Source organism: Vibrio sp. SCP2 (genome assembly GCF_059295395.1).
On sequence record NZ_JCAFVV010000001.1, the window covers coordinates 624,951 to 650,051 of the forward strand.

The window sequence follows — 25,101 nt, forward strand, 5'->3', positions numbered from 1 at the left end:
ATAGTAAAATTGCGGTTATTTTTGCGAGCAATGAGATCGAGATACATACCTCTAAAGAGGTGTATCAAACTTCAATTGATGCTTATCAACAAACCGCAGTGATAAAGCGCCCATATTGAAAAATTGCAGGGAAAGCACAGCTCACCTGATCCAACAAATATCTAAAGATTGAGTTTTTTGTCACACGAACTTTCCTTGCGACATATTATCCTTATAGAATGTGTGGCTATATTTATGCTGCGGGGGTCTTATGATTGAAATCGTAATAGACGGAAAGTATCGAATTGTTGAGCAAGGCTCGACCCTTCTAGAAGCGGCCAAAGTGTGTGGAGTAGACATCCCCTCACTATGTGGCCTGAACAAATCTGACCAAAAAGTCCCTTGTGACTTATGTGTCGTCGAAGTAGAAAGTGGCGGAACAAAGCGTGCTTGTGAATTAGAAGTCTATTCTGGGTTAAATGTCATCACCCAATCAGAACAACTCAGCGCCCACCGTAAGCAAGCACTCAACCGGATCATGCAAGATCACTACGCCGATTGTGAAGCGCCATGCAAAACCGCTTGCCCTGCGGGTGTCGATATACAGTCTTACTTATATTTCATCGCACAGAACGATCATCAAAAAGCGATTGAAGTAATCAAGAAGACACTGCCAATGCCGCTTTCAATTGGGCGTGTTTGCCCTGCATTCTGTGAGAGTGAATGTCGCCGCTCACTGGTTGATGAGTCGATAGCCATTCGACAACTCAAACGTCACGCTGCTGATGCTGACCTTGCAGCGCAAGAATCTTATGTACCAGAGAAAAAACCAGCCAAAAACCTTTCCATTGCAATTGTCGGAAGTGGGCCGGGTGGCCTAACTGCGGGCTATTACTTGTCCAATGAAGGTTACGATGTCACGGTGTTCGAGTCTATGCCTCAAGCCGGCGGCTGGCTTCGATATGGGATCCCTGAATACCGACTCCCTAAAGCGATTCTCGACAAAGAGATCGAATTAATGTGCCGTAACGGCATGGTGGTGAAAACGAATCAGAAGCTGGGTGAGAATTTTAGCTTATCTCAATTAAGCGAAGATTATGACGCGGTGTGTCTCGCTGTTGGAGCCTCACTCGCTGTGGAGATGAACTATCCGGGCAGTGATTTAGATGGCTGCTACCTAGGTGTGGATTACCTCAAAGATTATGTCACTGAGCAGCACTACACCACTGGCCAAAAGGTTGCAGTAATCGGCGGGGGTAACACAGCAATAGATTGCGCTCGAACTGCACGCCGAGCCGGAGCAGATACCACCCTGATTTATCGCCGTACTCGCGAAGAGATGCCCGCCGAAGACTATGAGATTGAAGAAGCCGAACACGAAGGTGTGAAGTTCTTATTCTTGACCAATCCTGCCGAAAATATTGCCGACTCAAATGGTCGTGTCAGTTCAGTTCGGTTAGAGAAAATGGCGCTAGGTGCTCCAGATTCTTCAGGGCGTCGTCGACCACAAGCCACTGGTGAGTTCTTCACTGAAGCGTTTGATACCGTGATTGCTGCGGTATCGCAAAAACCTGATTTGAGCTTTCTGAAGAACGATTCACTCTCTATCCCACTGACTCGTTGGAATACCGCGCAAACAGATGACGCCACCATGCACACGGGGACAGGCAATATATTCAGTATTGGTGATTTCAGGCGCGGCCCTGCTACCGCAGTAGAAGCCGTGGGAGATGGTCGCATTGCTGCGAAAGCGATTGATTTATACCTCAATGGTGACATGGCAGATATGCCTAAGCCAGAATTCAACTCGCGCAAAGAGAAGAAACTCTCTCAAGTTGATCCGCTTCACTTCGAACATATCGAAAAAGTCGCTCGAAGCATTATGCCAGAGCTCACTCCAGAGCAACGTGAGCAGAGCTTTGCCGAAGTTGAACTGGGTTTCGATAACGATGACGCCATTCAAGAAGCACTGCGCTGCCTTGAATGTGGCTGCCAAGCCAACACCCAATGTGATTTACGTGACTACTCAACAGAATATGGTGCCGAGCAGCAGTTCAAAGTCTCGCTAGAGGTGAAATCTCATCAAGACTGGTTAACACTGCGCAGTAAAGATCCTAGACACAAGTTCAGCGTTGACCGCAGTTCGCAGTTTATCGAGTTCGATGCTAACCGCTGTATCAGCTGCGGTCAGTGTATTCAGGCATGTAGCGAACAAGCCGTTCACGGGATTCTCAATTTTGTTCACGATGAGAAAGGACGCCCTGCCCTTCGCCCCGATGATAGACCGCACTTTGGCTCAGCGAGAAATGGTCGTTTGCTCATGGGTGACTCCAACTGCGTGCAATGCGGAGCGTGTGTGCAAGCCTGCCCGACAGGCGCAATGGTCGATAGCCGAGATCGCTCTCAAGGTCGCAGCGAACAACTTAAACAAGTCGATACCATTTGTACTTATTGCGGGGTTGGCTGCAAACTCACCATGCATGTCGATGAGGCGAGCAATCAAATCCGCTACGTTAAAGGTGCAGAATCTCCCGTTAACCAAGGCATGCTGTGCGTCAAAGGCCGTTTTGGCTTCGACTTTATCAATGATGATTCAAGGCTTACCACACCACTCATCCGCAAAGATGGCTGGTTACAACCCGCCACTTGGCAAGAAGCGATCGATTTAGTCGCGAAGAAGTTCTCTTCGATTAAGCAAGACTTCGGTGGCAATGCGTTGGCAGGTTTCTCGTCAGCGAAAACCACCAACGAAGATAACTATGCATTCCAGAAGTTTATCCGTCGTGAGCTTGGCACTAATAACGTCGATCACTGCGCGCGCTTGTGTCATGCCTCTAGCGTTACCGGTCTTGAAGCCTCGTTAGGCAGTGGCGCAATGACCAACGACATCCCAAGCATTAAACATTCAGATGTTATCTTTATCATAGGCTCAGACACCACGTCTGCGCACCCGATTATCGCTTCGCATATCAAGCAGGCAATTCGTCATCATGGCGCTCGACTGATCGTCGCCGATCCAAAACGGATTGATATGGTCGACCATGCTGAGCTGTACCTCGCTCATAGACCGGGGACAGATGTCATGCTGTTAAACGGTGTGATGCAGCAGATCATTAAAAACGGTTGGTACGCTCAAGAGTACATAGAAGAGCGTGTGGATGGCTTCGATACCTTACTTCAAGAAGTGATGTCCCCTGCTTACGCCTTAGATAAAGTCGAGCTAGTCACTGGAGTCAGCGCTGAAGACATCTTTGCCATGGCGCGCACCATAGGCACCGCCAAACGTACCGCAGTCTACTACTCTATGGGCATTACCCAACATACAACGGGGCACGACAACGTTCGCTCAATCGCCAACTTGCAGCTTTTGTGCGGCAACATTGGTATCGAAGGTGGCGGCATCAACCCACTACGCGGTCAATCTAATGTTCAAGGTGCCTGTGATATGGGTGCACTACCAAACAACTACCCTGGCTATCAAAAGGTGTATAACCCAATGATACGCCAAAAGTTCTCTATTGAGTGGAACGCACCTGACCTGCCAGCAGAACCTGGGTTAACACTCACCGAGATCATTGATGGCGCATGCCAACGTGATGTACGCGGATTGTACATTATGGGTGAGAATCCAGTATTGAGTGACCCGAACCAAGCCCATGTAATTGAAGGGTTAGAAACGCTCGACTTCTTAGTGGTGCAGGACATTTTCTTAACTGAGACAGCTCAGTACGCAGATGTGGTTTTACCTTCATGCTCGTTTGCCGAGAAATCGGGTCACTTCACCAATACAGAACGTCGCGTGCAACGAGTCAACGCCGCAGTCAACGCTCCGGGAGAAGCAAAAGAGGACTGGTGGATCATCCAACAAATCGCCAATGCAATGGGCAGTGACTGGCACTATCAAAATGTCGCTGACATAACAGCGGAAATTACCCGTGTCACGCCACAATATGCAGGCCTCAAGTGGGATAACATTACGCCGGAAGGTGTCCAGTGGCCGAGCAATAAGAACAACCCGAACGGCACACGCATCATGCACCAAACCCAATTCACTCGCGGTAAAGGGCAGATGGTTGGGGTTCCATTCCGCTACGCAGCCGAGCTGCCTGATGAAGAGTTCCCGCTAGTGCTTACCACAGGCCGAGTGTTAGAACAGTTCCACACCGGAACCATGACGCGTAAAACCAAAGGGCTCGACAAACTTGCTGGGCCAAGAGCGATGATCAGTGTACAAGACGCCGAAGCGTTGGGGATTTCAAATGGTCAAAGATTGAAAGTCTCAACCCGAAGAGGAGAGATAGAGATCGATGCGTTTGTGACCAAACGAATCCAGAAAGGGGTGATCTTTATTCCTTTCCACTTCGTCGAGTCGCCAGTAAACAGGCTCACCACTACAGCCACCGACCCACACGCGAAGATCCCAGAGTTTAAGGTCGCAGCTGTAAGGGTTGAGGCGCTAGAAGCCGCAGACAACCATGCCTAACTAGCCGTTTAAAATAAGGAAATAGAGTCAGCCAGAAGGTTGGCTCTTTTTGTTTAACTACAAAAATACTAACATGGTACGATAAAAAACAATAAGAATTAAGGAAGAACTGATTGCAGTCAAAATCTTCCTGACAGCTGTACGAGTAAGTAATGGAAGTATTTGATAATCAATTAGATAAGTTCTTCAATTTACCGAAGAACTCCACTCGACGAGAAGCTTTGTTGCTAAATCGTCTTTCGTATGATTTTCAGTTAGCAGCCGCTATTAATAATTATTACCTTAAAGTCTATATTTCGGATGTAGATGACAACGGATATGACGTAATCATCGATTCAGAAATGGCAACGAAGAAACTCCAAGTCAAATCAGTCATGGCTACTAGCTCAACTGATGCTTGGAACATTTCTAAAGGTTTGATCAAACCTTCAATGGATAATAACGGCAAATTAGGCTGTTGGTCACACATAGATCTCCCCGGTATCGAAGGGGGGGGGTGGTTATCCAACAAGTACACCTAGAAGGTGTTCAGGTAGACATTAAGTACTATTACACTGATATTTGGATCATTACAGCGGTATCATATGGTCTCATTGGTACAGCACAACAAAAAAAATCTGCATTGGCATTTTTGCGTTCACTTTCTGGTTTTGATTACCATGAGAAGCAGCGTATTCCCTTGACACTCTTTTTTGAACCAAAGAGTGTTGAGCATCTACTAGGAATAATGGGCTTCAATAACCGTTACGACTTTTCGATGCATCGTTATTTTATATGTAACAGGCATTCAGGAGAGTTAGCTCCAGTTGATTTCATCGATGAACGTATTAGGCAGGAATTTTCAAAATACGGGGCAATGCACAGCTAACAAACGACTTAAGAGTGGCGGCTAACCTTTGGCATTTTTGGTTCGGTTAGCTGCACCTCTGTAGATGATATGCCACTTAATTGATATTAAAGTGTGTCTTGTCTAAAGTTGTTCTTGTCGGATGAAAAAGGCAAGACGATATGAAAATGATCTTTGTGGATGCCGAGAACATCGGTTTAAAAGAGTTAGAGAAAGTTAAAGCAACGGTAGTGGACAAGGTTTTTGTTTTCTCCAAATCTGAAGCTGTAAAACTAGTTTGCGAAAAGTCTTTGTTCTTATTCTTATCTGACTATCCTTCTGCTTCAAATCAAGCTGACTTTTACATAATCGCTTATCTTTCTAGAATCTTGTCTTCGTTGGAAAAGAAGCAGTTTGGCTCGGTTAATTTTGAACTCTATACAAATGACGAAAGTTTAATAGCGGCCTTTGAATTTCAATGTGTGCAATTTGGAGTCACTTGTAGAGTAGTTCGAACTAAGGATGACACAGTTGTTAACCTTCCAAAACCAATATCAACCTCTAAAACGCCTGAAGACAAGGTATACTCGGCGTTAAAATCTCCAAGACCCCTAGACCCCGATTTACAAAAGCAATTAGGGCTTTCAAAGTCTGACTTTTCTAAAGCAATTAATGACCTTTCTAAAGCGAACAAAATTCAGCGCTCTAAGGAAAGTAAGCGTAAGTGGGTTCAATGTTAAGGTATAACATTGACCAACTCCAAAATGTGTTGGGAACCATGCTTACACTTTACGATGCACTATCAAGCTCATAGCAATTGGCACTTATCAATCTCAGAATTGCCCCTCAAAGCGGTTAAATGAGCTGATCTAGTGGAGTGTTATTTGCTGCTTGTCATATTAATCAACAGCTAACTCGTTAAAATAGCTAAAGTATTGATTAGCAGATGGTGGACAATGATAGCCGTAATTTTTGAAGTTCAAGTCGCGGAAGGTAAAACCTCGGAGTACCTTGATATTGCCAATGAACTCAGACCACTCCTTTCAGAAATTGAAGGTTTTATTTCAATAGAGCGCTTCCAAAGCCTTAGCAATGAAGGGAAGGTTCTTTCTTTGTCATTTTGGCGAGACGAAAACGCAATTCAAGAATGGCGTCGTTTAGAAGGCCATAGACTAGCTCAATCAAAAGGCCGAAACGGTGTTTTTGAAAGTTACCGCTTGAGGGTTGCTAGTGTTCTTCGAGACTATGGTATGGATGAACGCTCTGAAGCACCACAAGATAGTGTCGATGTTCATGGTTAGAAATACAACTTCAAGGAGGTATACCTCCGACCATGCTTACCATTTTCTTCTTGTGATAAACCATACTTCTATCGACTGAGACAACACATGAGTAACAAGCATTTTCAAGGCAAGTACGAGGTAGAACTGAAGTATAGCCTAGAGTCAAAAGCGAGTTTCTTGGAGATTTTAAACCAGATTCCGCATGAAGTTATGCTGCAGGACAACCTAGAGTCCGACTGGTACTTTGATACTCCTAACAAAACGCTGCTCGCCGAAAACAAGAGTGTCTGTATCCGTAAAATGGAGCCATCTGGAATCAAGTTGTGGATAGTAAAAGGGCCAGAAGCAGATCGATGTGAAGCAACGAATATCACCGACGAAGTCAGTGCTATAAGCATGCTGCAAACCATGGGCTATGAAATCACCTTAAAAGCAACAAAACTAAGAAGCATCTATTTTGTTGGCAAATTTCATATCACAGTTGATTCGCTAGAAGATATCGGTGATTTTGCCGAGTTCGCCATAATGACAGACGACGAGTCCATGCTTGTTGACTATAAATCCGAACTCGAAGCTCTCGCCAGTCAGTTTGGTCTCACTGACTCAGAATTACAGACAAAGTCGTATAAGCAGATGTTTGTAGAAAAGTTCGGCCAATAACTATTTAAAGGATAAGTCACCTCCTTTCCATCACTCAATAGCGACATTAGATTCATCAGAGAAATAAGCATGAACATCGCGATAATCATAGGAATAACCTTAATTGCTCTCACAATTTGGGATTTGCTCAAAGAAGAAACTGACACCATATTGGTTCTTGATTGGTGGGGATGGTTTGATGTGAGTAAGGCGTCACACCCCATAGCTTACTGGCTCATCATCGCTTTTCAGTTTGGCTTGGGTGTGTATTTTCTCTATCAAGGTTTAAGCGCTTGAACAGCCGCTAACTGATAACACAGCATTTAAAAACTAACCTAGTTATCCAACAAAGCTAAGCCACGACTCTAGACTTAGCTTTGGTTTGCTTAAGCACACCTTCAACACTAGCTAACTAACCCGCTTGAGAATCAACGCAGTACCCATACCACCACCGATACACAGTGAGGCGAGACCGAGTTGAGTTTTAGAGCGGATCATTTCATAGATCAGCGTAGTGACAATTCGGCCACCCGATGCACCGATTGGATGCCCAAGGGCTATCGCACCGCCATTGACGTTGGTTTTACCTTCAAACCAATCGTAAGGCACTTGATGCTGTTCAGACAGCCCTTTCATCACTCCAATGGCTTGCGAAGCGAAGGCTTCGTTGAGCTCTAACCTTTGAATATCACTCAGCTCGAGCTCTGCGCGTTGCAATGCCTGTTTTACCGCCGGGATTGGGCCTAATCCCATCACATCAGGCTCAACACCACCCTGCCCTGTTGCCACTACCTCAACCAAAGGAGCAAGCCCATGTTGCTGAACCGCTTGCTCACTGGCAACAATCAAGGCTACCGCACCATCATTTAAGCCGGAGGCATTACCTGCCGTTACGCTCCCTTGCTTATCGAATGCCGCGCGAAGCCCAGACAAGCTTTCTATGGTCGTACCGAATCTCGGATGCTCATCAAGATTCACAGCGCTTTCACCTTTGCGTGATTTAATCACTACAGGAACGATTTCTTGTTCAAAGCAACCAGACTTAATTGCCTGCTCGGCTCTTGATTGGCTGCGCAGGGCAAATGCGTCTTGCTCCTCACGGCTTATTTCATAGCGCTTGGCAATGTTTTCAGCAGTAATACCCATATGAAAACTGCCAAAAGCATCCGTTAAGCCATCTTTGAGCATAGTATCAACCATGGAGATATCGCCCATTTTATTGCCTTGGCGACACTTCCCATCCACCACAAAAGGAGCATTACTCATACTTTCGGTGCCTGCAGCAACCACAAGGTTTGCGTCACCGCTTCGTACCGAGTTTATGGCGTTGAGTATGGATTTCATGCCACTGCCGCAGATCATGTTCAAGGTATACGCAGGGGTTGTAACAGGTATCTCTGCGTGAATAGCGGCTTGCCGACCCACCCCCTGCCCTAAACCTGCACCGAGCACATTACCCACCACCACTTCATCAATCATGGTCGGAGCAAGTTCGGCTTGGGCAAGCGCACTCTTAATGGTTAAGCTCGCTAATTCAACGGCAGATTGGGAGCTTAGCCCGCCAAGGAAGCTGCCAATCGGAGTTCGCTTGGCAGCAACAATATAGACTTTCTCGGTCATCTTAGAGTACCAACCCACCATCTATTTTAAGAACTTGCCCAGTGATAAAGCTTGATTTGTCACTGGCTAAAAACTCGACGCCATTGGTGATATCTTCCGTTGTCCCCATACGGCCAAGTGGCGTTTTGCCTTTCATCATATCGAGAACTTTCTCCGGCAAATCAGCGGTCATGGGCGTTTCGATAAAGCCAGGTGCTACACAGTTGGCGCGAACTTGAGCCCCTTTACGAGCAAACTCTTTCGCCCACCCTTTTGTCATGGCAATAACCCCACCTTTTGTAGCCGCATAGTTGGTTTGCCCAATGTTGCCGTCGGTCCCAACTACTGAAGACATAGTCACAATCGAGCCGTAGTTGTTTTCCATCATTAACGGCGCGATGGCTTGAGTCAGGTTGAATACACCTTTTAGGTTAACGTCTAGTACAAAGTCCCACTCTTGCTCTGTCATTTTGTCGATCAGTGCGTCTCGGGTCACACCTGCGTTATTCACTAACACATCTACGCGCGAGTATTGTTGTTTAATTGACTCCACCAGCTCAGCAATTGCTTGTCGGTCGCAAATGTTCACTGTAACAGCTTCCACATTTTCTACATCAGAAAATGCCGCGGCTAATCCGTCCGAATTCATATCTAAGGCGTATACCTTTTTCGCTCCGTTGTGAGCGAATCTCTCAGTGATTGCTCGACCTATTCCTTGCGCTGCGCCTGTTACCAGACAAATTTTGTTCTCAAACATGTCTTAATCCTTATGGGCAAAATAAAAAACTGACGAGTAAAACCAATCAATCGCAAACGCACTTCGCCTACCGAATTATCGGTGTCTGCCTTGATTGGAAGTTGATGAACGATTGAACCGCTATTCATCTTTACTAATTTTGAGTCGAAACTGCGTGTCAAAGATTGCAGTATCCATAAATTTTAATGACGAACTGACGACAGGAGCGAAATCCATGTGCTGCAAGATGTCTCGCTCTAAATCCATACCCGGAGCTATTTCTATTAGCTCTAATCCATTCTCCGTTAAGCGAAACACCGCTCTTTCGGTGATGTACAGAACAGGCTTGTTACTCATAACGGCTTGCTTAGCACTAAACGTAATTTGTTCTACTTGGTTAATGAGCTTTTTCTGTCGACCTTCCTGAATAATAGTCAAAGCTTGGTGATTTACCTCAACTTGTAAACCTTGTGCGGTAAAAGTGCCGCAAAAATAGACCTTCTTCGCGTTCTGCGTGATATTGATGAAACCACCACAACCTGCAATTTTGCTGCCAAAACGAGAGACATTAATATTACCGCTTTTGTCACATTGGGCTAAGCCAAGAAAGGCTTGGTCGACGCCGCCACCATCGTAGAAATCGAACATCTGATCTTGGCTGATAATGGCTTGTGGTAGACGAGAGGCACCAAAATCCAATCCACTTTGCGGCGTTCCACCCACGGCGCCCGGCTCAACCGTTAAAGTGAAATGCTCCAAAACCCCCGCTTGCTGCGCGACTTGTGCGATATATTCAGGAGCACCAATCCCTAAATTTAAAATAGAGTTAGCTTCTAGCTCCATCGCGGCGCGACGAGCAATAATGGTTTTCGCATCAAGCTTAGTAGGCTGGTTAGACTCAGAAAGTATTGCGTGCTCTTGAGGAGTTGGGATTCCTACAAACTCAGGATTCATCATGGTGGCGAAGGTTTGCATATGCTCTGCCTCGTCTTGACACACAACCACAGCATCAACAAAAATCCCCGGGATCTTCACCGCATGTGGATCGAGCGTTCCGGCTTCGACGACGCGTTTCACCTGAACGATCACTTTACCCCCGTTGTTCTTTGCTGCTTGCGCCGCCGCTAAGCTTTCAACAATTAGGCACTCATCTTCCATAGTGATGTTACCGTTCTCATCGGCTGTGGTGCCTCGCAATATGGAAACATTGACGGGCAGTTTATGATAGAACAGGTGTTCTTCTCCAAGCAGATCAATCACCTCTACCCACTCCTGCGTGGTTGCTGAGTTGATTTTTCCCCCTTCGATTCTAGGGTCGACAAACGTACCTAACCCGACTTTGCTAATCGTGCCCGGCTTACCTGCTGCGGTGTCACGTAATAAGTGAGAGATAATACCTTGAGGAAGGTTGTAGCCTTGAATCAGGTTGTCGACCGCTAGTTGTTGTAGCTTAGGGACTAAACCCCAGTGCCCACCAATGGCTTGTTTCACTAGACCTTGTTTTGCAAGATGATTAACAGCGCGGCCTTGCCCATCGCCCTGCCCTGCGGCAAAAATCAAAGTAAGGTCTTTCGGTTGCTGAGTGTGAGTAAAACGCTCCCCAATGGCTCTTTCAATGGCTTCAGGCACCACACTGCCAATGAACCCCCCGAGTAATACTGAATCACCGTCATTAATCCATTGCGCTGCCTGTTCTGGCGTAAGCTTTGCGACCACTTCAACCTTCCTTGTTGTCTCTGCCCGAGTTTCTGTCTACCAAATCAGCTTAGTTCCTGTCGGCGCTGTTGTTAATTGCACAAATAGAGATTGTGATTTTCATATTAGGAATAGTTTTTAGCTAGGGGGAGTGAGTGGCACAGATCTCTTCGACCCTCTGATAGAGGTACTGTTTAAAGCCGAGACAACGTTCTGGCATTGGCGTTCTTGGACGGAAAAACAGGTCGATATCAAAACTCGCACACTGGTAATCTTGCATGATGTGTTGCAGATCGCCATCTTGAATTAGCTTGCTCACCAAGGAATGAGGTAGATAAGCAATCCCAGCATTTTCTAGGGCAAGATCAAGCAGCATTTCGCTGTTGTCACACTCTAGAGTGTCTTGAATGGTGGCTATCTCCGTTTCTCCATCACGCTCAAAACACCATCGGTTGCCTCCAACCAAGGTTCGCGCATATAGGCAACGATGCTGACCAAGCTCATTAGGATTTTCTGGCATACCATGTTTAGCGAGGTATTGGGGAGAAGCACATAAATATAAAGGCTCACGCAGCAGCCGCTTACGTACAAGTAACGAATCTTGTTCTGGCTCACCGTCATAACTGGCACTGGCACGAAACGCAAAGTCGATACTGAGTGGATCAAACTCTCCTGCCTCAATAAAGATCTTAAAATTCACCTGAGGGTGCATTTCAATATACTCGGCGACAATCTTGGTCAAATATTGACGTGCAAATAAAGGGGTGGAAGAGAGCTTTATCTCACCACGCTGCTCTTCAGCTAGATTTTGCACCTCTTCACACAAGCTATGAATGTCGGGCAGTAGCGGAGAAAAGCGCTCATAAAGTAATTGACCTGCTTGAGTGGCGATCAACTGCCGTGTACTGCGTTTAATTAGCTCGACAGACATCGCTTCTTCAAGCTCTTTAACCCACCGACTGCCCGCCGCAGGAGAAATACCTTGTTGAATGGACGCCTCACGAAAAGAGCCAAATCGAATCACGGCACAAAAAAAGACGATCTTATCCAGAATAGGCTGTCGACTTGAAAGCAGATTCGTTGTCATTCACTCACCAAGCCTTTTTGCAGAGCGAGTTTGACCAACGCGGCTGTTGAGGTAGCGCCCAGCTTCTTTTTGATTCTGAGTCGATGCGTTTCTACCGTACGAACACTGATATGAAGTGAGTCGGCAATATCTTTATTACACGCACCATTAACAATCGCTTTTAGCACATCTGACTCGCGGTTAGTCAGCGTATCGTCTTTTGGCTCTGGCTTATTGTTTATCTGCTCAAGCAATCGGTCTGATGCCTGAGGACACAAATAAGAACGCCCTTGCGCCACTTGGTTGATTGCCATGACCAACTCTTCAGAACCCACATCTTTGAGCACATACCCTTTCGCCCCTGATTTGACAGAGCGAACGACGTAGTCTCGGCTATCGTGCATCGACAACATAATCACTGCCGTGCGTGAATGGCTTTTTTCGAGCTTCTCTAAGACTTCAATCCCATTGAGGCCCGGCATATTAATATCGAGCAACAACACATCGGGCTTCAGTGACAGTGTGGTGTCGAGTGCATCGATACCTGTTCCCACACAAGCGAGAATATCTAGGTTGTCTTCCCTTTCAAGTCGCGACTTTAGCCCGTCCTGCATCAAACGATGATCGTCGGCTAATACAAGTCTAATCATACAAACTCCATGTTTAAGCTCACTCGTACTTCTGTACCTTGTCCCTGCTCACTGGTTACGGCAAATGTGCCACCAATCGCCTGAATCCTTTCCTTCATATTCTGCAATCCCATATGTTCAAATATAGGTTGTTTGCGCTTTCCTGATTTTAGTTTCTTGGCCGGAATACCGACTCCGTCGTCACTGACGGTTAAAATCAACATTCTGCCTTCTCTTTGCATAATCACGTCGACACCTTGTGCATTGGCGTGTTTTTCGACGTTATGCAGTGCCTCTTGCACAACCCGATACAAGGTTGTTTCTACTTCTGGTAAAAACTCTTCTCCATCTATATCGTGTTCGAACACGAGCTCTAACTGCGTACGCTCCCTTAGCTCGTTTATATAGGCTTCAATCCCCGCCACCAGCCCTAAGTCATCCAGCTGCGGCGGGCGTAAATCACGCGAAATTCTTCTCAATTCAACAATCGCCTGCTCCATAGCGTTTTTACTCGCATCGAGTTCAAGTTCTTTTTTCTCTTCATTCGCTTCTTGGGAAACATTGTCTAAACGGTATTTAGCGGCGACCAACAACTGATTGACGCCGTCATGCAGCTCTCGCGATACGCGGCGACGTTCATTCTCTTGCGAATCGATAATCTGTTGATTCAATACGCTTAGCTGCTGATTCGCTAAACGGCGAACATTGAGATTGAGTGAAGCACCCAATGCAGCAATGACAGATACGGCAACAAACACCAAACCAAACAAGGCGGTACTGGTTTTGCCAACATTCTGGTCAAAGCCGTTTTGCATATGCTCGACTTGTCGCTCAATATCGTCGAGATAGACCCCTGTCCCCACCATCCACTGCCATTTATCAAGCGAGACCGCATAGCTCAGCTTGGGTAGTGGTTCTTTCTTCGATGGCTTGTGCCATAAGTAATCGACAAAACCGCCACCGCTTTTTCCCGCTTCGATGAGCTCTTGCAGCAGTTTTTTTCCTTGAACATCTTCGACGTTCCACCAGTTCTTGCCTATTCTATCTGTTTGATATGGCAACACGAGCGCATCGCCTTCCCAGGTATAGGCAAAGAAATAACCATCACTGCCATATGTGAGGCTGCTCAACTTTTCGGCAACAATTTGCTTGGCGAGCTCCTCAGTTAACGAGTCATCTAGGTAGTAAGGCTCGACACTTTTGACTGCCATTTCTACGTACTGTTTTAATTCTTGCTTCTTGACCGCCAGGACATTATTTCGGGTCAAGGCGACCTGCTCCTCAACTAGCTGTTTTGCTTGACTAAATAGGATGCTAGCAACAATCACCACTACGATAATTAATGGAACTATCGATAGTAGAATGATGTTGAGTGTCAGCCTTCTGTTACTTACAAATCCCATTTCGCCATCCATGCTTGTACGTAGTTTTACTGAAACTTTATTCGGAAAATTGCACTTAATACCGACTAAATTTGCGCAATTCTCCCAATAGAGAGCAATAAATCCCCTCTCTAAACTTAAGCTCAAATGTAACATTGCATTAACACAAATTACTACGCGATGTTCACATTTCTCAATATTGACAAGGAACTCAGCTTAACAAGGAGACACCCTCATGAACCTTAAGAAAGTTGCCATCGCTACTGCACTCACTCTTGCAGCTTCAGGTCTTTCTATCAGCGCTCAAGCCGCAGATAAAAAGGTACTACTGAAAACCCCAATCGCTTTTGGTAGCCACTTACCTGCTCTCGGTACACCGATTCAATGGTACGCCGATCACATCACCAAAACCTCGGGCGGTACGATCAAAATGAAGATCTATGAGCCAGGTAAATTGGTCAATCCAGCTGAGATCTTAGACGCAGTATCTACAGGTAAGGTCAACTCAGGCTATTCAACCGCTGGTTATTGGCAAGGTAAGCTTCCTGCGTCTGCGCTTTTCTCAGCAGTACCATTTGGCCCAGAAGCGGGGGAATACATGGCGTGGCTGTTCTTCGGCAACGGGCTAAAGCTCTATCAAGAGATGTATGACCAAGGTGGCTACAACGTAAAAGTGATGCCTTGTGCGATCATTTCCCCGGAAACATCGGGTTGGTTCCGTAAGCCTATCGAGAAACCAGAGGATCTAAAAGGTCTTAACATGCGCTTCTTCGGCCTTGGCGCATCGGTGATGGAAAAACTTGGTGTTGGTACGGTTCAACTACCTGGCGGTGAGATCTTCGGCGCTCTAGAGAAGGGGGCGATTGATGCTTCAGAATTCTCTCAGCCTGCCATTGACCAACGTTTAGGTTTCCACAAAGTGGCTAAGTACAACTACTTCCCGGGCTGGCACCAACAATCGACCGTATTCGAGCTGCTGATCAACAAAGATACGTGGAACAAGATGAGTGACACTCAACAAGCCGCGGTTGAAACCACTTGTATGGCAACCATGACCTACTCGATTGCAGAAGGTGAAGCACTGCAATTTGCTGCGATGGAAAAAGCTAAGGAAAACGGCGTAGAAATCCGTTACTGGAACAAGGAAATGCTCAACCTGTTTGAGAATACTTGGCTAGAAGTGGTTGATGAGAAAAAAGCCGCCGACCCATTCTTCGATAAAGTCTGGAGTGACCTAAGCACCTTCCGTGAAGGGTACGCGCTGTGGGCAGCAAACGGCTTCTTACCTCGTGAAACCCAAAGCCAATAAGCTTGCGTAAATTGGACTTAAAGGCCGACGTGAAAGCGTCGGCCATGGTTGTAAGGAGTAACCAATGAGCAAAGTGTTGTATTCAACCCCGACGGTCCCTATGTACTGCCACATCGAACGCTTAATCACCACCGCAAGTAAGGCCTTGGCTTGGACGAACCTAGCCCTAGTTGCAGTGATCATCATTCAGGTAGTGCTGAGAAAAGTCTTCTCCAATGGCCAAATCGCGCTTGAAGAGTTGCAATGGCACCTGTACGCAACGGCGGTAATGTTTGGTACCGCTTACGCGCAAATATCCAACCTACATGTACGCGTCGATCTGTTTTATCACAAGTTCTCGGAGCGTAAAAAAGCACTCGTCGATCTGTTTGGACTAACCCTGCTAGCGATACCTTTTGTCGTGATTGTGATTCTTCACTCTTATGATTTCGCTTATGAGTCTTGGCGCGTAAATGAAAGTTCTGCGTCCCCATCCGGACTGCCTTATCGCTGGCTTATCAAAAGCGTTATCCCACTCAGTTTTACGATGTTACTGCTGTCGATGCTAGCGAGAATTCTGCGCAATTTAGAAACTTTGTTTGGCGGCGAACAATCAAAAGGAGCAAATCATGGAAGCGAATGAATGGATTGTGATAGCCATGTTTGGCTCGTTTATCCTGTTACTGTTTACCGGCATTCCAGTTGCGTACGTACTTGGTGGTATTGGCGTTGTGTTTGCGGCAGTAGGGTATTTCGCGGATATCTATCTCGATACTTTTACTGGCCTCGATTACACCAGTTTAGGTTTGGTGGTTAACCGTATCTACAAGATCATGGACAACTGGATCTTGGTTGCCCTACCTATGTTTATCTTCATGGGTAACATGCTCGATAAATCAGGAATCGCAGAAAAGCTCATGGCTTCAATGCAGGCTCTGTTTGGTAAGGTACACGGTGGCTTAGCCATTACTGTGATGGCAATTGGTATCATCTTAGCGGCTTCTACTGGGATCATCGGTGCTTCTGTGGTGTTGTTAACCGTGATGTCACTGCCAAGCATGATGCGTCAGGGCTATCACCTACCTCTTGCTCTTGGCACCGTCGCATCAGCAGGGACACTGGGTATTTTACTTCCCCCATCCATTATGCTCGTGATCATGGCGGATCAACTTGGTCTCTCGGTCGGTGACTTGTTTATGGGTGCCATCATGCCGGGCTTGCTACTGGGTAGTTTGTACATCATCTACATTCTGGTTGTAGGTAAGATGAATCCGGACAAAGCACCTGTGCCAGAAGATGTTGAGCCTGTCGATTGGAGCTTGATTCTGCAGGTCTTCAAAGACATCACACCTACCGTTATGCTGATCTTCTGTGTACTAGGCTCTATATTCGCTGGAGTGGCTACGCCAACTGAAGCGTCCGGCATCGGTGCGATGGGTGCAACTATGCTCGCGGCTTACAATAAGAAGCTTAACCTCAAAGTACTGAAAGAGGTACTACTGTCATCTTACGGCACCACGGCCTACATTTTTATGATCTTCTTAGGCGCTTCTTGTTTTGCTTTAGTGTTGCGAGAGCTAGGTGGGGATGAACTCATTGAGTCATTCTTAAGCGGCTTACCGTTTGGTCCTTATGGCATTATCGCTTTCATCTTGATGATCGTCTTCCTGCTTGGGTTCTTCCTTGATTGGATTGAAATCACCTTGATTGCGCTGCCACTACTCGCGCCAGTCATCGCAAGCCTAGGAATTGAACTGGATGGTCACGGTGTGGTGGATAACCCAAGCTTGGTTTGGTTCGTGATGTTGGTTGCTATGGCGCTGCAAACGAGCTTCCTAACCCCGCCTGTTGGCTTTGCGTTGTTCTACCTGAAAGGGGTTTGCCCAGAGGGTGTCGCACTAAAAGATATCTACCGCGGCGTTATTCCGTTTATCGCCATTCAGTTAGTCGCACTTATCTGTTTGGTTGTTTGGCCGCAGTTAGTTCTTTGGTTCCCAAGTGTTGCCTACGGTTAACCTTGTTCGCAAAGTATAGTAATCCAAAAGCCAACTCATATGTTTGAGTTGGCTTTTTATTTGATATCAAAACATTTATTCAAAATGCTAAGTAGTGAGTATACTAGACGCTACAACACACTACAGAGACAACTTGGATGAAAAACAAACTTATTGCCGCAGCATTAATCTCAGGCTCACTATCTTTGTTTGGCTGCTCATCAACTGGCGACATCGAAAATGCGGCCGATAAGAATGCTGATGCCCAGATTGCAGAATGGGTAGACTCACAGATTTTAGCCCCAGAAGGACTCTCGCTAGCCACTGACAATGTCGAATATCTATCAGGGAAAGCGGACTTAAACAGCGATGGTAATCCCGAGTATTTTGTTCTAATTCGAGATCCTTACTTTTGTGGCAGCGGCGGCTGTAGTGCGACCATTTTCGATCACTCAGGCCAAGTCATCACCAACATGACAGTCACCGATACGCCAATCTTACTAGCTGATAGCTACCGCAGTGGTTGGCGAGACTTTATCGTTTGGAGTAATGGCGCATACCGACTGATGAGCTTCAACGGAGAGTCTTACCCAAGTAACCCATCTGTAGAGCCAGTGATCGATCTCGAAGCACAACGACAAAGTGCCATGGAGAAAGTCATGGCGACAGAGCTTTATCAACAAGATGGTTACGATATTAAAGCGGTTTATGATGTCGAGATTTGGGCACCTGCCGAAGAGTTTCGCTTCACCTTCAAGCATTACGGTGATCCCGACTTCACCTACCATGCAAAAGTAAATCAAGCTACTGGCGAAGTGGATGTTCATACCAAGCCAGTTAAGTAAGCTAAACAGGGCTACCAAACACCATTGGTAGCCCTAAATAGGCACAACTCACCAGTAAAGGTTTCCCTATTTAATCTGCGACAGCTTAAGATAGGAGTGAAGCTCGCCATTCTTGTGTTCTACCGCAGAATGAATATTGATCTCTGCGTTACCGACAACGCTAAAACTGTAGGAATTCTCCCCTTTGTAGATCTCTACCGAGACGAGCCCCTGTTTCAATCTCCACTTCCCCGTAGTATGGAAACGGTCAAACAATCGATACTCGTCTAAAGTACCATCGCAATGAAAAGCGACTTCGGTAATGTAGCCGCCAGTACAGGTCTTAATCCAATGATTGCCCACAACATCGTCAAGCGTAAGTTCACGCTTACCTTCAAGCCAATGTCGATACTCTCTACTCTGCATTTGCGTTGGTGTTAAGGCTTCTTTGCTCACCAAAGCTTGCGGCTCAGCTTCCCGATTGAATAGTTGCAGTAAAACCTTATCTTTATCCATCTCTATACCGTTAGTTCTAGTCGATTACCATCTGGGTCAAACACACAGCTTTCATAATAGCCATCGCCGGTATGCCTTGGACCATCAACTCTCTCATACCCATCCGCGACCAAGCGAGCCGTTAACTCATCCACAGCCTGTTCACTACCCAATGAAATCGCAAAATGAATTAAGCCCGTAAACTGTTCATACAAATCATCTTTTGATTCTGGTACCCCTACCATCTCCATTAGCTCTAGTCGGCAGCCGCTATCAAAGGATAGAAAGTACGAAGAAAATTTCTTGCTTGGATTATGGTACTTTTCGTTGGCCTTCGCATCAAAGTACTTAATGTAAAACTCTTTAAGCACTTCAAGTTGTTTTGTCCAGATTGCGATATGCTCGATTTTCATCACTTTGCCTCTTTAGTCTCGATAAACATCAGATTAAAGACGAACGAGAAGGTAAAAAAGAGATGAGATTTGAGGCGAAAATTTCCCATTATCACTTCCTTTTCTGCTTGAAAACTAAACGCTTAAATCTTAGCTTTCTCGGCACGATATTGATTTCCCTGTCAAAACCGATACAATCTCTGCGCTATTTAAGCAAACGTTTATTTATTCTCAGGGCGGGGCGAAATTCCCCACCGGCGGTATTCCCTTCAGAGTTTAGGGTGAGCCCGCGAGCGCTCGATACGTCGAGGTCAGCAGATCTGGTGAAAACCCAGAGCCGACGGTTAAAGTCCGGATGAGAGAGAATGAAAACACACCACCATGCAAAGAGCGGTTGATCTAAGTGTGTCGTGGTGCATTTCGTTTTGGCTGGGGTTTATACCTCAGTGCTCATGTATGCCCTGATTCTGGTGATATTTAGGAGTTAACCATGAATCAGTCATCTCTACTTGCCGAATTCGGCGAACCAATTACTCGCGTTGAAAACGCACTTATTGCCCTTAAAGAGGGCCGTGGCGTACTTTTGCTTGACGATGAAGATCGTGAAAATGAAGGCGACATTATCTATTCAGTTGAATCACTTACAACGCAGCAAATGGCGTTAATGATTCGCGAATGCAGCGGTATTGTATGTTTATGCCTGCCAGAAGAGCAAGCAGACCGCCTTGAACTGACCCCAATGGTTGAAAACAACAACAGCGCAAACCAAACTGCGTTTACGGTTTCAATTGAAGCGAAAGTGGGTGTGACAACAGGTGTTTCCGCACAAGACCGCGTGACGACTATCAAGACTGCTGCAAACCCAACAGCGCAACCTTCAGACTTAGCAAGACCTGGTCACGTCTTCCCACTGCGTGCGCGCAAAGGTGGTGTACTTACTCGCCGCGGCCATACTGAAGGCACAATCGATCTCATGCAGATGGCTGGTCTTCAGCCAGCAGGCGTACTTTGCGAAGTGACCAACCCAGACGGTAGCATGGCGAAAACGCCAGAAATCGTTGCCTTTGGTAAGCTACACAATATGCCAGTACTGACCATTGAAGATATGGTGATGTACCGCCAGCAGATTGAACTGAAGCTCGCTTAAAAAGATAAAGCCAAGTGTTCTAGCACTTGGCTTTTTTGATTGAGAGTACCCGATGCAACACACGCTCCTTGAAAAGCAGTTGATAGACCTTACTCAAGCAGACCCTATACGCATTCAAGCCCTAAAGTGCGTTTCCGAACTCTGTCTACCTGATTGCTATATTGCAGCCGGATTTGTGCGAAATTTAGTGTGGGATTCATTACACCATCAGTCTGAAGCAACACCTTTAAATGATGTTGATGTCATCTATTTCGATAGCAGTGAATCAAACTCAGACCGCTACCTCGAATATGAACAACAACTAAGACTACAGATGCCGAATCTAAACTGGCAGGTTAGAAACCAAGCATTGATGCATACTCGAAATGGAGATGCACCATACCGAAATTCGGTTGATGCGATGGGCTACTGGCCGGAAAAAGAAACCGCCATAGGAATTAGACTAAACGATAAACTTGAATATGAATGCGTTTCTGCATTCGGCTTAGATTCACTGTTTGACCTAAAAATATCTCACAACCCTGCGCGACCAAAAAATCTATTCGTGAGTAGAGTTGAGGGAAAAAACTGGCTTGCAACATGGCCCTTGCTTAAAGTGACGTTCTAAGCTTGTTCCCGCTCTTGCAACCACACATTTAGCACATCAACAGGAATGGGTTTAGAGAAGTAATAACCTTGGACACAGTTGCAACCGTATGAGCTTAGCATCATGTGTTGCTCTTTCGTTTCGACCCCTTCTGCCACCACTTTAATTTGGTAAGTCTCTCCGATTGCCAAGATAGCTTTAATCAACGCATTACTCTGAGCGTTATCAGTCAAGTTGGCGATAAAGCTCTTATCTATTTTTATCTCATCAATCGTGAACTGGTTGAGATGGCTTAAGCAAGAGTAGCCAGTACCAAAGTCATCCAGTGAAATGCTGAATCCATGTGACTGCAATCGAGCAATGATAGGTGTCACTCTCTCCAAATCATGAATAAAAATACTTTCCGTTACTTCAAGCATTATTCGCTTGGTGGTTATTCCCACCTCTTCCGTGATCGCAAGTAGACTTTCAACAAATCCGTCGAGCAGCAGCTGTTTAGGAGAAACATTGATAGAAACATTTAACCCCTCACCGCCATTACCCGGTAAATGGCAAATATCTTCACAGGCTTTCTTGAACACAAACAGCCCTATTTCGTTGATCATTCCATTCTCTTCTGCAAGAGGAATGAAGACATCCGGTGGGACAAATCCGTGTTTTTTCGAATTCCATCGGACTAAGGCTTCAACACCCACCGTTTCTCCGCGTGCAGTACATATTTGGGGCTGATACACCACGCTAAGTTCCTGACGGCGCAGCGCATGTTTTAACTGTTGTTCAATTTGATACTCATCTTTGATCTGTTGATTAATCTCATGATCAAAGAAAAGGATGCTGCCTTTCTTATTTTGCTTAGAACGGTAAAGAACCATGTCTGCATTGGTGATTAAGGTTTCTGCGCTATCACTGTCACATGGATACATACTGACACCGATGCTGCAATCGGCTGTCAGTAAGCGTCCATCAATGATCAAAGGCTCATCGAACACGCTTTTGACTGCCGATGTTTTCGCTATTGCATGCTGCTTGTCGTCTAACGCTGGGAAACAGAAAATAAACTCATCGCCACCGAAACGAGCCACTGAGTCTTGAGGTTCAAGCAGTGATTCGAACTTACGACTTAAGCACTCTAAAAGCTTGTCACCCACAGAGTGCCCATAAAGATCGTTAACTTTTTTAAAGTCATCTAAATCCAAGAAGATAACGGCAAGCTTTTTCTGACTATCTTTCGATTGTTCGATTCCCGTTTCAATTTGCTCTATCAGAGCAGAGCGGTTGGATAACCCTGTTAGTGGGTCATGCAGCGCCATATACTGCATTTGGTTTTTGGACTCTTCCAGACGCTCAAAGTCATCAGTAATCCGTTGTTGGAACTTGCCAAAACGCTTCACAATAATATGGCTTGCTACAAAGCTCAGTCCAACCATGAGCAACGTTGAGGCTAAGCTAATAAGAACGAGGTTAATTAACTGCTGGTTGTGGCTGTCTTCAAGTATCTCTTGCTGCTTCTCTATATAACGATTAACTTCGTTGATCGGAAACGAGGCTCCTATATACCAGCCCCAAGGATTAAACTGTCTCAAATAGGCAATTTGGGAAGTTGCGCTGACTTGTTCAGTTGGAGGCTCAATGAAATCGCCTTGCGCGAAATCACGACGAGTGAGTTTCTGCCAAGCTTTAGCCAATTGACCGTCGAGTTGATAAACATTCTTTCCAACCAAATCAGAGTTTTCATGCACTAAAATGACGCCATCGGCATCAAAGATAAACACCTTTTCTTCTTGGTTAGTTTGGTAATCAGCAATACTTGTAATCAATGCAGATTTAACGTCTCCCTCTACATCAGCTACGTATTCACCCGTTCCTATAAACCAGTCATACGGCTCAAAGGCTTTACCAAAACCTATCTTTTCAAATTCTTGCGTGACAGGGAAGCCCGGCTTTTGGTACCACCAGCGATAAAAAGCTTCTCCGTCATTCTGCTGAATCAGCTTGATATGTTCTCTTAAGATGTAGGTGCCTTTAATATCGACAGCATTCCACGCCGAATTACCTTCTATTTGCGGCTTAAGGGCGTGCATTACGTTGATACCGTCCATCTGAAAGATGAAGAAGTAACCGCGATTATTGTAGAAACGAATAGGCTTGAGGGCATCAGAGATCATTTTCTTGATCTCTGATTTACTTTTATTCGGGTTATTTTGGAAGATACTGACGGCGATTTGATGAGCTTCATCAACTCTTTGCTTTGCCTGATTTTTTAACTCTGATACCGTTTGTGCCTGACGATAGACAACTCGGTTGTAAACCTGCTCCACTTGCTCAAAGATCACTTGCTTTTGGTGATCCAACATATTGCTTCGTAACGATTCAACACTAAGGCGTGCTTTTTCCTTACTGTCACTAATAAACACCAACATGATGACAGTCGCAAACAAAGCAACAATCAATGTGGGTACATATCGAATTAACAGCACCAGTTTTCTATCGTTAAGAGACGCCAATTCCAACAACCATAAATACTATAGATATATTTAATAACTATACTTCAAACTATCTCCCACAATATAAAACAGTACTAAAGTTGAGTGTTTGGTTAACTTTTGAACTAGAAAAGAGAACTCCATCAAACTCAAGATTGCAAATAACATCTTGTATTGTAAGGAATGTTGCCAACCATCAACTCTTCCTACAAATCATTTTCTGCCAAATTAAGACACTTTTGCCTGCTTCAGTTCATCGCCACGGCTATTCAACTTTATATTGAACAACACTAATAGGATGAGCGCAGCCAAGGTACCACCAAAAGAGACATATAAGGTGCTGTAATAATTGTATAGTTCACCGACAACGCCGACAGAAAGGCTCGCGACTAGCATGCTGATATTTAGCATATTGGAGAACAAAGTTGATGCTGTTCCTAATCTATCTCGCATCATGTCTTGCAGAACCACCATGCCCAATGTAGCGCAAATACCGATAAAGAACCCATTCAATAGTTGAGCGGCTAACATGGCTTCAAAGCTTGTGTTGGTCAGCATTACCGCATAGAAAAGCGTACCACTGGTAATACCCATAAGCAGTAGTTTTACCGTCCCTACTTTCTCCGACAAGCGCCCAGCCCAAAGCATCACAGGGATCTCACATAGTGCGCCAGCACCAAATAAAAAGCCCAACCAGTTAGGGTCAACTTGTAACTCTTGCGAAAGATAGAGAGGCATACTGGTGATATAAAGATTGTTGGCGCCAAAAGCGACAACCAGCACTAGGCAATACAACGAAATCAAGCCACCTTTACCTTTCGAACTCGGTTTTGTCGGGTCTTCTTCTAACTCTTCGGCAGACGTTTGACACGAAGGTAAGAAAAACATGATCACTAAGATACCGACAGCGACAATGACAGCAGATGTACTAAATGCCGCGCCAAAACCAAAGGTCGCTTTCAGCATAAAAGCGATAGGCGGTCCGAACACCCACGCAATGGCAATACCTGCACGCATGGTCGACAGGAATGTTGTGCTATCTTCAACGTTATCATCCGCGTACTCGCGCCCCATGGCGAATAGCTGTCCAAACGCCGCACCACCAAAGCTGCCAAACAGTGTGGCTATTGTGACCCCCATCCAATAGTCTCGGATAAAGATAAAGCTCACTACGGTCACCAAGTAACAGGTCAACGATACAACTAAAATCGTTTTTCGTTGCCAGTTCTTGTCAGATTGAGCAGCCAACAGCTGTGAGACGACAACGGAACTCACCACTGCGAGCACCATATATAAGCTCAACATCATTGGCGAGGCGCCAAGCTGTTCGACGATAAATAAGCTCGAAAGTGGGTAAAAAAACGCACCACATAAGCCTGTTACAAATGCGGTGAAAATAAATAATAGAGCAATTTTATCTTTGTACATGATGAGCCAACTCGTGCGATGTAATGTCTTTAACTTAGCGCTAGTTTAATCAAACCGATGCCTATCAATTGATAGTATTCGAGCCACCTCTAATACTATTCCTTCAATATCTCTTTTGTTTTTGACGGCTAAAGTCATCTGGCTTAG

At 45.6% G+C, this 25,101-nt stretch carries 23 protein-coding genes and 1 riboswitch; of the genes, 13 read left to right on the forward strand and 10 right to left on the reverse strand.

The features are described from left to right. Positions 1-250 precede the first annotated feature (250 nt). The 7 genes from fdhF to AC5O63_RS03060 all read left to right on the forward strand — a co-directional run bounded on the left by fdhF (position 251) and on the right by AC5O63_RS03060 (position 7,507). Positions 251-4,462, forward strand: a complete 4,212-nt coding sequence (fdhF, locus tag AC5O63_RS03030) for a formate dehydrogenase subunit alpha (protein ID WP_494503869.1) — start codon at positions 251-253, stop codon at positions 4,460-4,462. A gap of 152 nt (positions 4,463-4,614) precedes the next feature. Next, positions 4,615-4,983 (forward strand): hypothetical protein, encoded by a 369-nt coding sequence (locus AC5O63_RS03035; protein WP_494503870.1) that lies wholly within the window; start codon positions 4,615-4,617, stop codon positions 4,981-4,983. After that, on the forward strand, positions 4,959-5,330 hold the full coding sequence (locus AC5O63_RS03040; RefSeq protein WP_494503871.1) for a hypothetical protein: 372 nt from the start codon (positions 4,959-4,961) through the stop codon (positions 5,328-5,330). The genes AC5O63_RS03035 and AC5O63_RS03040 overlap by 25 nt, the downstream gene beginning before the upstream one ends. Positions 5,331-5,470: 140 nt before the next feature. Continuing rightward, on the forward strand, positions 5,471-6,028 hold the full coding sequence (locus tag AC5O63_RS03045; RefSeq protein ID WP_494503872.1) for a hypothetical protein: 558 nt from the start codon (positions 5,471-5,473) through the stop codon (positions 6,026-6,028). 216 nt (positions 6,029-6,244) lie between these two features. After that, the gene (locus AC5O63_RS03050) at positions 6,245-6,589 is read left to right on the forward strand and encodes an antibiotic biosynthesis monooxygenase family protein (protein WP_494503873.1); all 345 of its coding nucleotides are present in this window, start codon (positions 6,245-6,247) and stop codon (positions 6,587-6,589) included. 87 nt (positions 6,590-6,676) lie between these two features. Beyond that, positions 6,677-7,231, forward strand: a complete 555-nt coding sequence (locus AC5O63_RS03055) for a class IV adenylate cyclase (protein WP_494503874.1) — start codon at positions 6,677-6,679, stop codon at positions 7,229-7,231. A gap of 69 nt (positions 7,232-7,300) precedes the next feature. After that, the gene (locus tag AC5O63_RS03060; protein WP_494503875.1) at positions 7,301-7,507 is read left to right on the forward strand and encodes a hypothetical protein; all 207 of its coding nucleotides are present in this window, start codon (positions 7,301-7,303) and stop codon (positions 7,505-7,507) included. 111 nt (positions 7,508-7,618) lie between these two features. Here the strand turns inward: AC5O63_RS03060 and AC5O63_RS03065 are convergent, their stop codons facing one another. The 6 genes from AC5O63_RS03065 to AC5O63_RS03090 all read right to left on the reverse strand — a co-directional run bounded on the left by AC5O63_RS03065 (position 7,619) and on the right by AC5O63_RS03090 (position 14,338). Beyond that, positions 7,619-8,830 carry an acetyl-CoA C-acetyltransferase gene (locus AC5O63_RS03065; protein WP_494503876.1) on the reverse strand — a complete coding sequence of 404 codons (1,212 nt, stop codon included), beginning with the start codon at positions 8,828-8,830 and terminating at the stop codon, positions 7,619-7,621. Position 8,831: 1 nt separating this feature from the next. Further along, positions 8,832-9,566 (reverse strand): beta-ketoacyl-ACP reductase, encoded by a 735-nt coding sequence (locus AC5O63_RS03070; RefSeq protein WP_494503877.1) that lies wholly within the window; start codon positions 9,564-9,566, stop codon positions 8,832-8,834. A gap of 120 nt (positions 9,567-9,686) precedes the next feature. Continuing rightward, positions 9,687-11,261: an acyl CoA:acetate/3-ketoacid CoA transferase gene (locus tag AC5O63_RS03075; protein ID WP_494503878.1), complete on the reverse strand. Its 1,575-nt coding sequence runs from the start codon at positions 11,259-11,261 to the stop codon at positions 9,687-9,689. A 121-nt stretch (positions 11,262-11,382) separates the two neighbouring features. Further along, a complete protein-coding gene (locus tag AC5O63_RS03080; protein WP_494503879.1) occupies positions 11,383-12,327 on the reverse strand; it encodes a LysR family transcriptional regulator in 945 nt (314 codons plus the stop codon). Next, positions 12,324-12,956: a response regulator gene (locus AC5O63_RS03085; RefSeq protein ID WP_494503880.1), complete on the reverse strand. Its 633-nt coding sequence runs from the start codon at positions 12,954-12,956 to the stop codon at positions 12,324-12,326. Before AC5O63_RS03085 ends, AC5O63_RS03080 begins: the two co-directional genes overlap by 4 nt. Next, positions 12,953-14,338, reverse strand: a complete 1,386-nt coding sequence (locus AC5O63_RS03090; RefSeq protein ID WP_494503881.1) for a cache domain-containing protein — start codon at positions 14,336-14,338, stop codon at positions 12,953-12,955. The genes AC5O63_RS03085 and AC5O63_RS03090 overlap by 4 nt, the downstream gene beginning before the upstream one ends. Positions 14,339-14,552: 214 nt before the next feature. On the opposite strand from AC5O63_RS03090, the gene AC5O63_RS03095 reads away from it, so the two are divergent. The 4 genes from AC5O63_RS03095 to AC5O63_RS03110 all read left to right on the forward strand — a co-directional run bounded on the left by AC5O63_RS03095 (position 14,553) and on the right by AC5O63_RS03110 (position 18,444). Then, on the forward strand, positions 14,553-15,626 hold the full coding sequence (locus AC5O63_RS03095) for a TRAP transporter substrate-binding protein (RefSeq protein WP_486788276.1): 1,074 nt from the start codon (positions 14,553-14,555) through the stop codon (positions 15,624-15,626). Positions 15,627-15,690: 64 nt separating this feature from the next. Then, positions 15,691-16,248 carry a TRAP transporter small permease subunit gene (locus AC5O63_RS03100; RefSeq protein ID WP_054961033.1) on the forward strand — a complete coding sequence of 186 codons (558 nt, stop codon included), beginning with the start codon at positions 15,691-15,693 and terminating at the stop codon, positions 16,246-16,248. After that, the gene (locus tag AC5O63_RS03105; RefSeq protein WP_054961034.1) at positions 16,235-17,620 is read left to right on the forward strand and encodes a TRAP transporter large permease; all 1,386 of its coding nucleotides are present in this window, start codon (positions 16,235-16,237) and stop codon (positions 17,618-17,620) included. The genes AC5O63_RS03100 and AC5O63_RS03105 overlap by 14 nt, the downstream gene beginning before the upstream one ends. Positions 17,621-17,757: 137 nt before the next feature. Then, complete coding sequence (locus tag AC5O63_RS03110) at positions 17,758-18,444, forward strand: COG3650 family protein (protein ID WP_494503882.1); 687 nt, start codon at positions 17,758-17,760, stop codon at positions 18,442-18,444. Positions 18,445-18,510: 66 nt separating this feature from the next. Here the strand turns inward: AC5O63_RS03110 and AC5O63_RS03115 are convergent, their stop codons facing one another. Together AC5O63_RS03115 and AC5O63_RS03120 are read right to left on the reverse strand one after the other, a co-directional pair. Then, positions 18,511-18,939 carry a hypothetical protein gene (locus tag AC5O63_RS03115; protein WP_494503883.1) on the reverse strand — a complete coding sequence of 143 codons (429 nt, stop codon included), beginning with the start codon at positions 18,937-18,939 and terminating at the stop codon, positions 18,511-18,513. A gap of 2 nt (positions 18,940-18,941) precedes the next feature. Further along, entirely contained in the window at positions 18,942-19,331 is a 390-nt protein-coding gene (locus AC5O63_RS03120; RefSeq protein WP_494503884.1) for a VOC family protein, read from the reverse strand. Positions 19,332-19,533: 202 nt separating this feature from the next. Continuing rightward, positions 19,534-19,681: riboswitch (FMN riboswitch) on the forward strand. 119 nt (positions 19,682-19,800) lie between these two features. Here AC5O63_RS03120 and ribB point away from each other — a divergent pair. Both ribB and AC5O63_RS03130 read left to right on the forward strand, forming a co-directional pair. After that, on the forward strand, positions 19,801-20,457 hold the full coding sequence (gene ribB, locus AC5O63_RS03125) for a 3,4-dihydroxy-2-butanone-4-phosphate synthase (RefSeq protein WP_494503885.1): 657 nt from the start codon (positions 19,801-19,803) through the stop codon (positions 20,455-20,457). 52 nt (positions 20,458-20,509) lie between these two features. Continuing rightward, positions 20,510-21,064, forward strand: coding sequence for a nucleotidyltransferase family protein (locus tag AC5O63_RS03130; RefSeq protein WP_494503886.1), 555 nt, complete (start codon positions 20,510-20,512; stop codon positions 21,062-21,064). Here AC5O63_RS03130 and AC5O63_RS03135 read toward each other — a convergent pair. Both AC5O63_RS03135 and AC5O63_RS03140 read right to left on the reverse strand, forming a co-directional pair. After that, entirely contained in the window at positions 21,061-23,520 is a 2,460-nt protein-coding gene (locus tag AC5O63_RS03135; RefSeq protein WP_494503887.1) for a bifunctional diguanylate cyclase/phosphodiesterase, read from the reverse strand. The genes AC5O63_RS03130 and AC5O63_RS03135 overlap by 4 nt on opposite strands. Positions 23,521-23,754: 234 nt before the next feature. After that, a complete protein-coding gene (locus AC5O63_RS03140; protein ID WP_494503888.1) occupies positions 23,755-24,954 on the reverse strand; it encodes a sugar efflux transporter in 1,200 nt (399 codons plus the stop codon). Positions 24,955-25,101 lie beyond the last annotated feature (147 nt).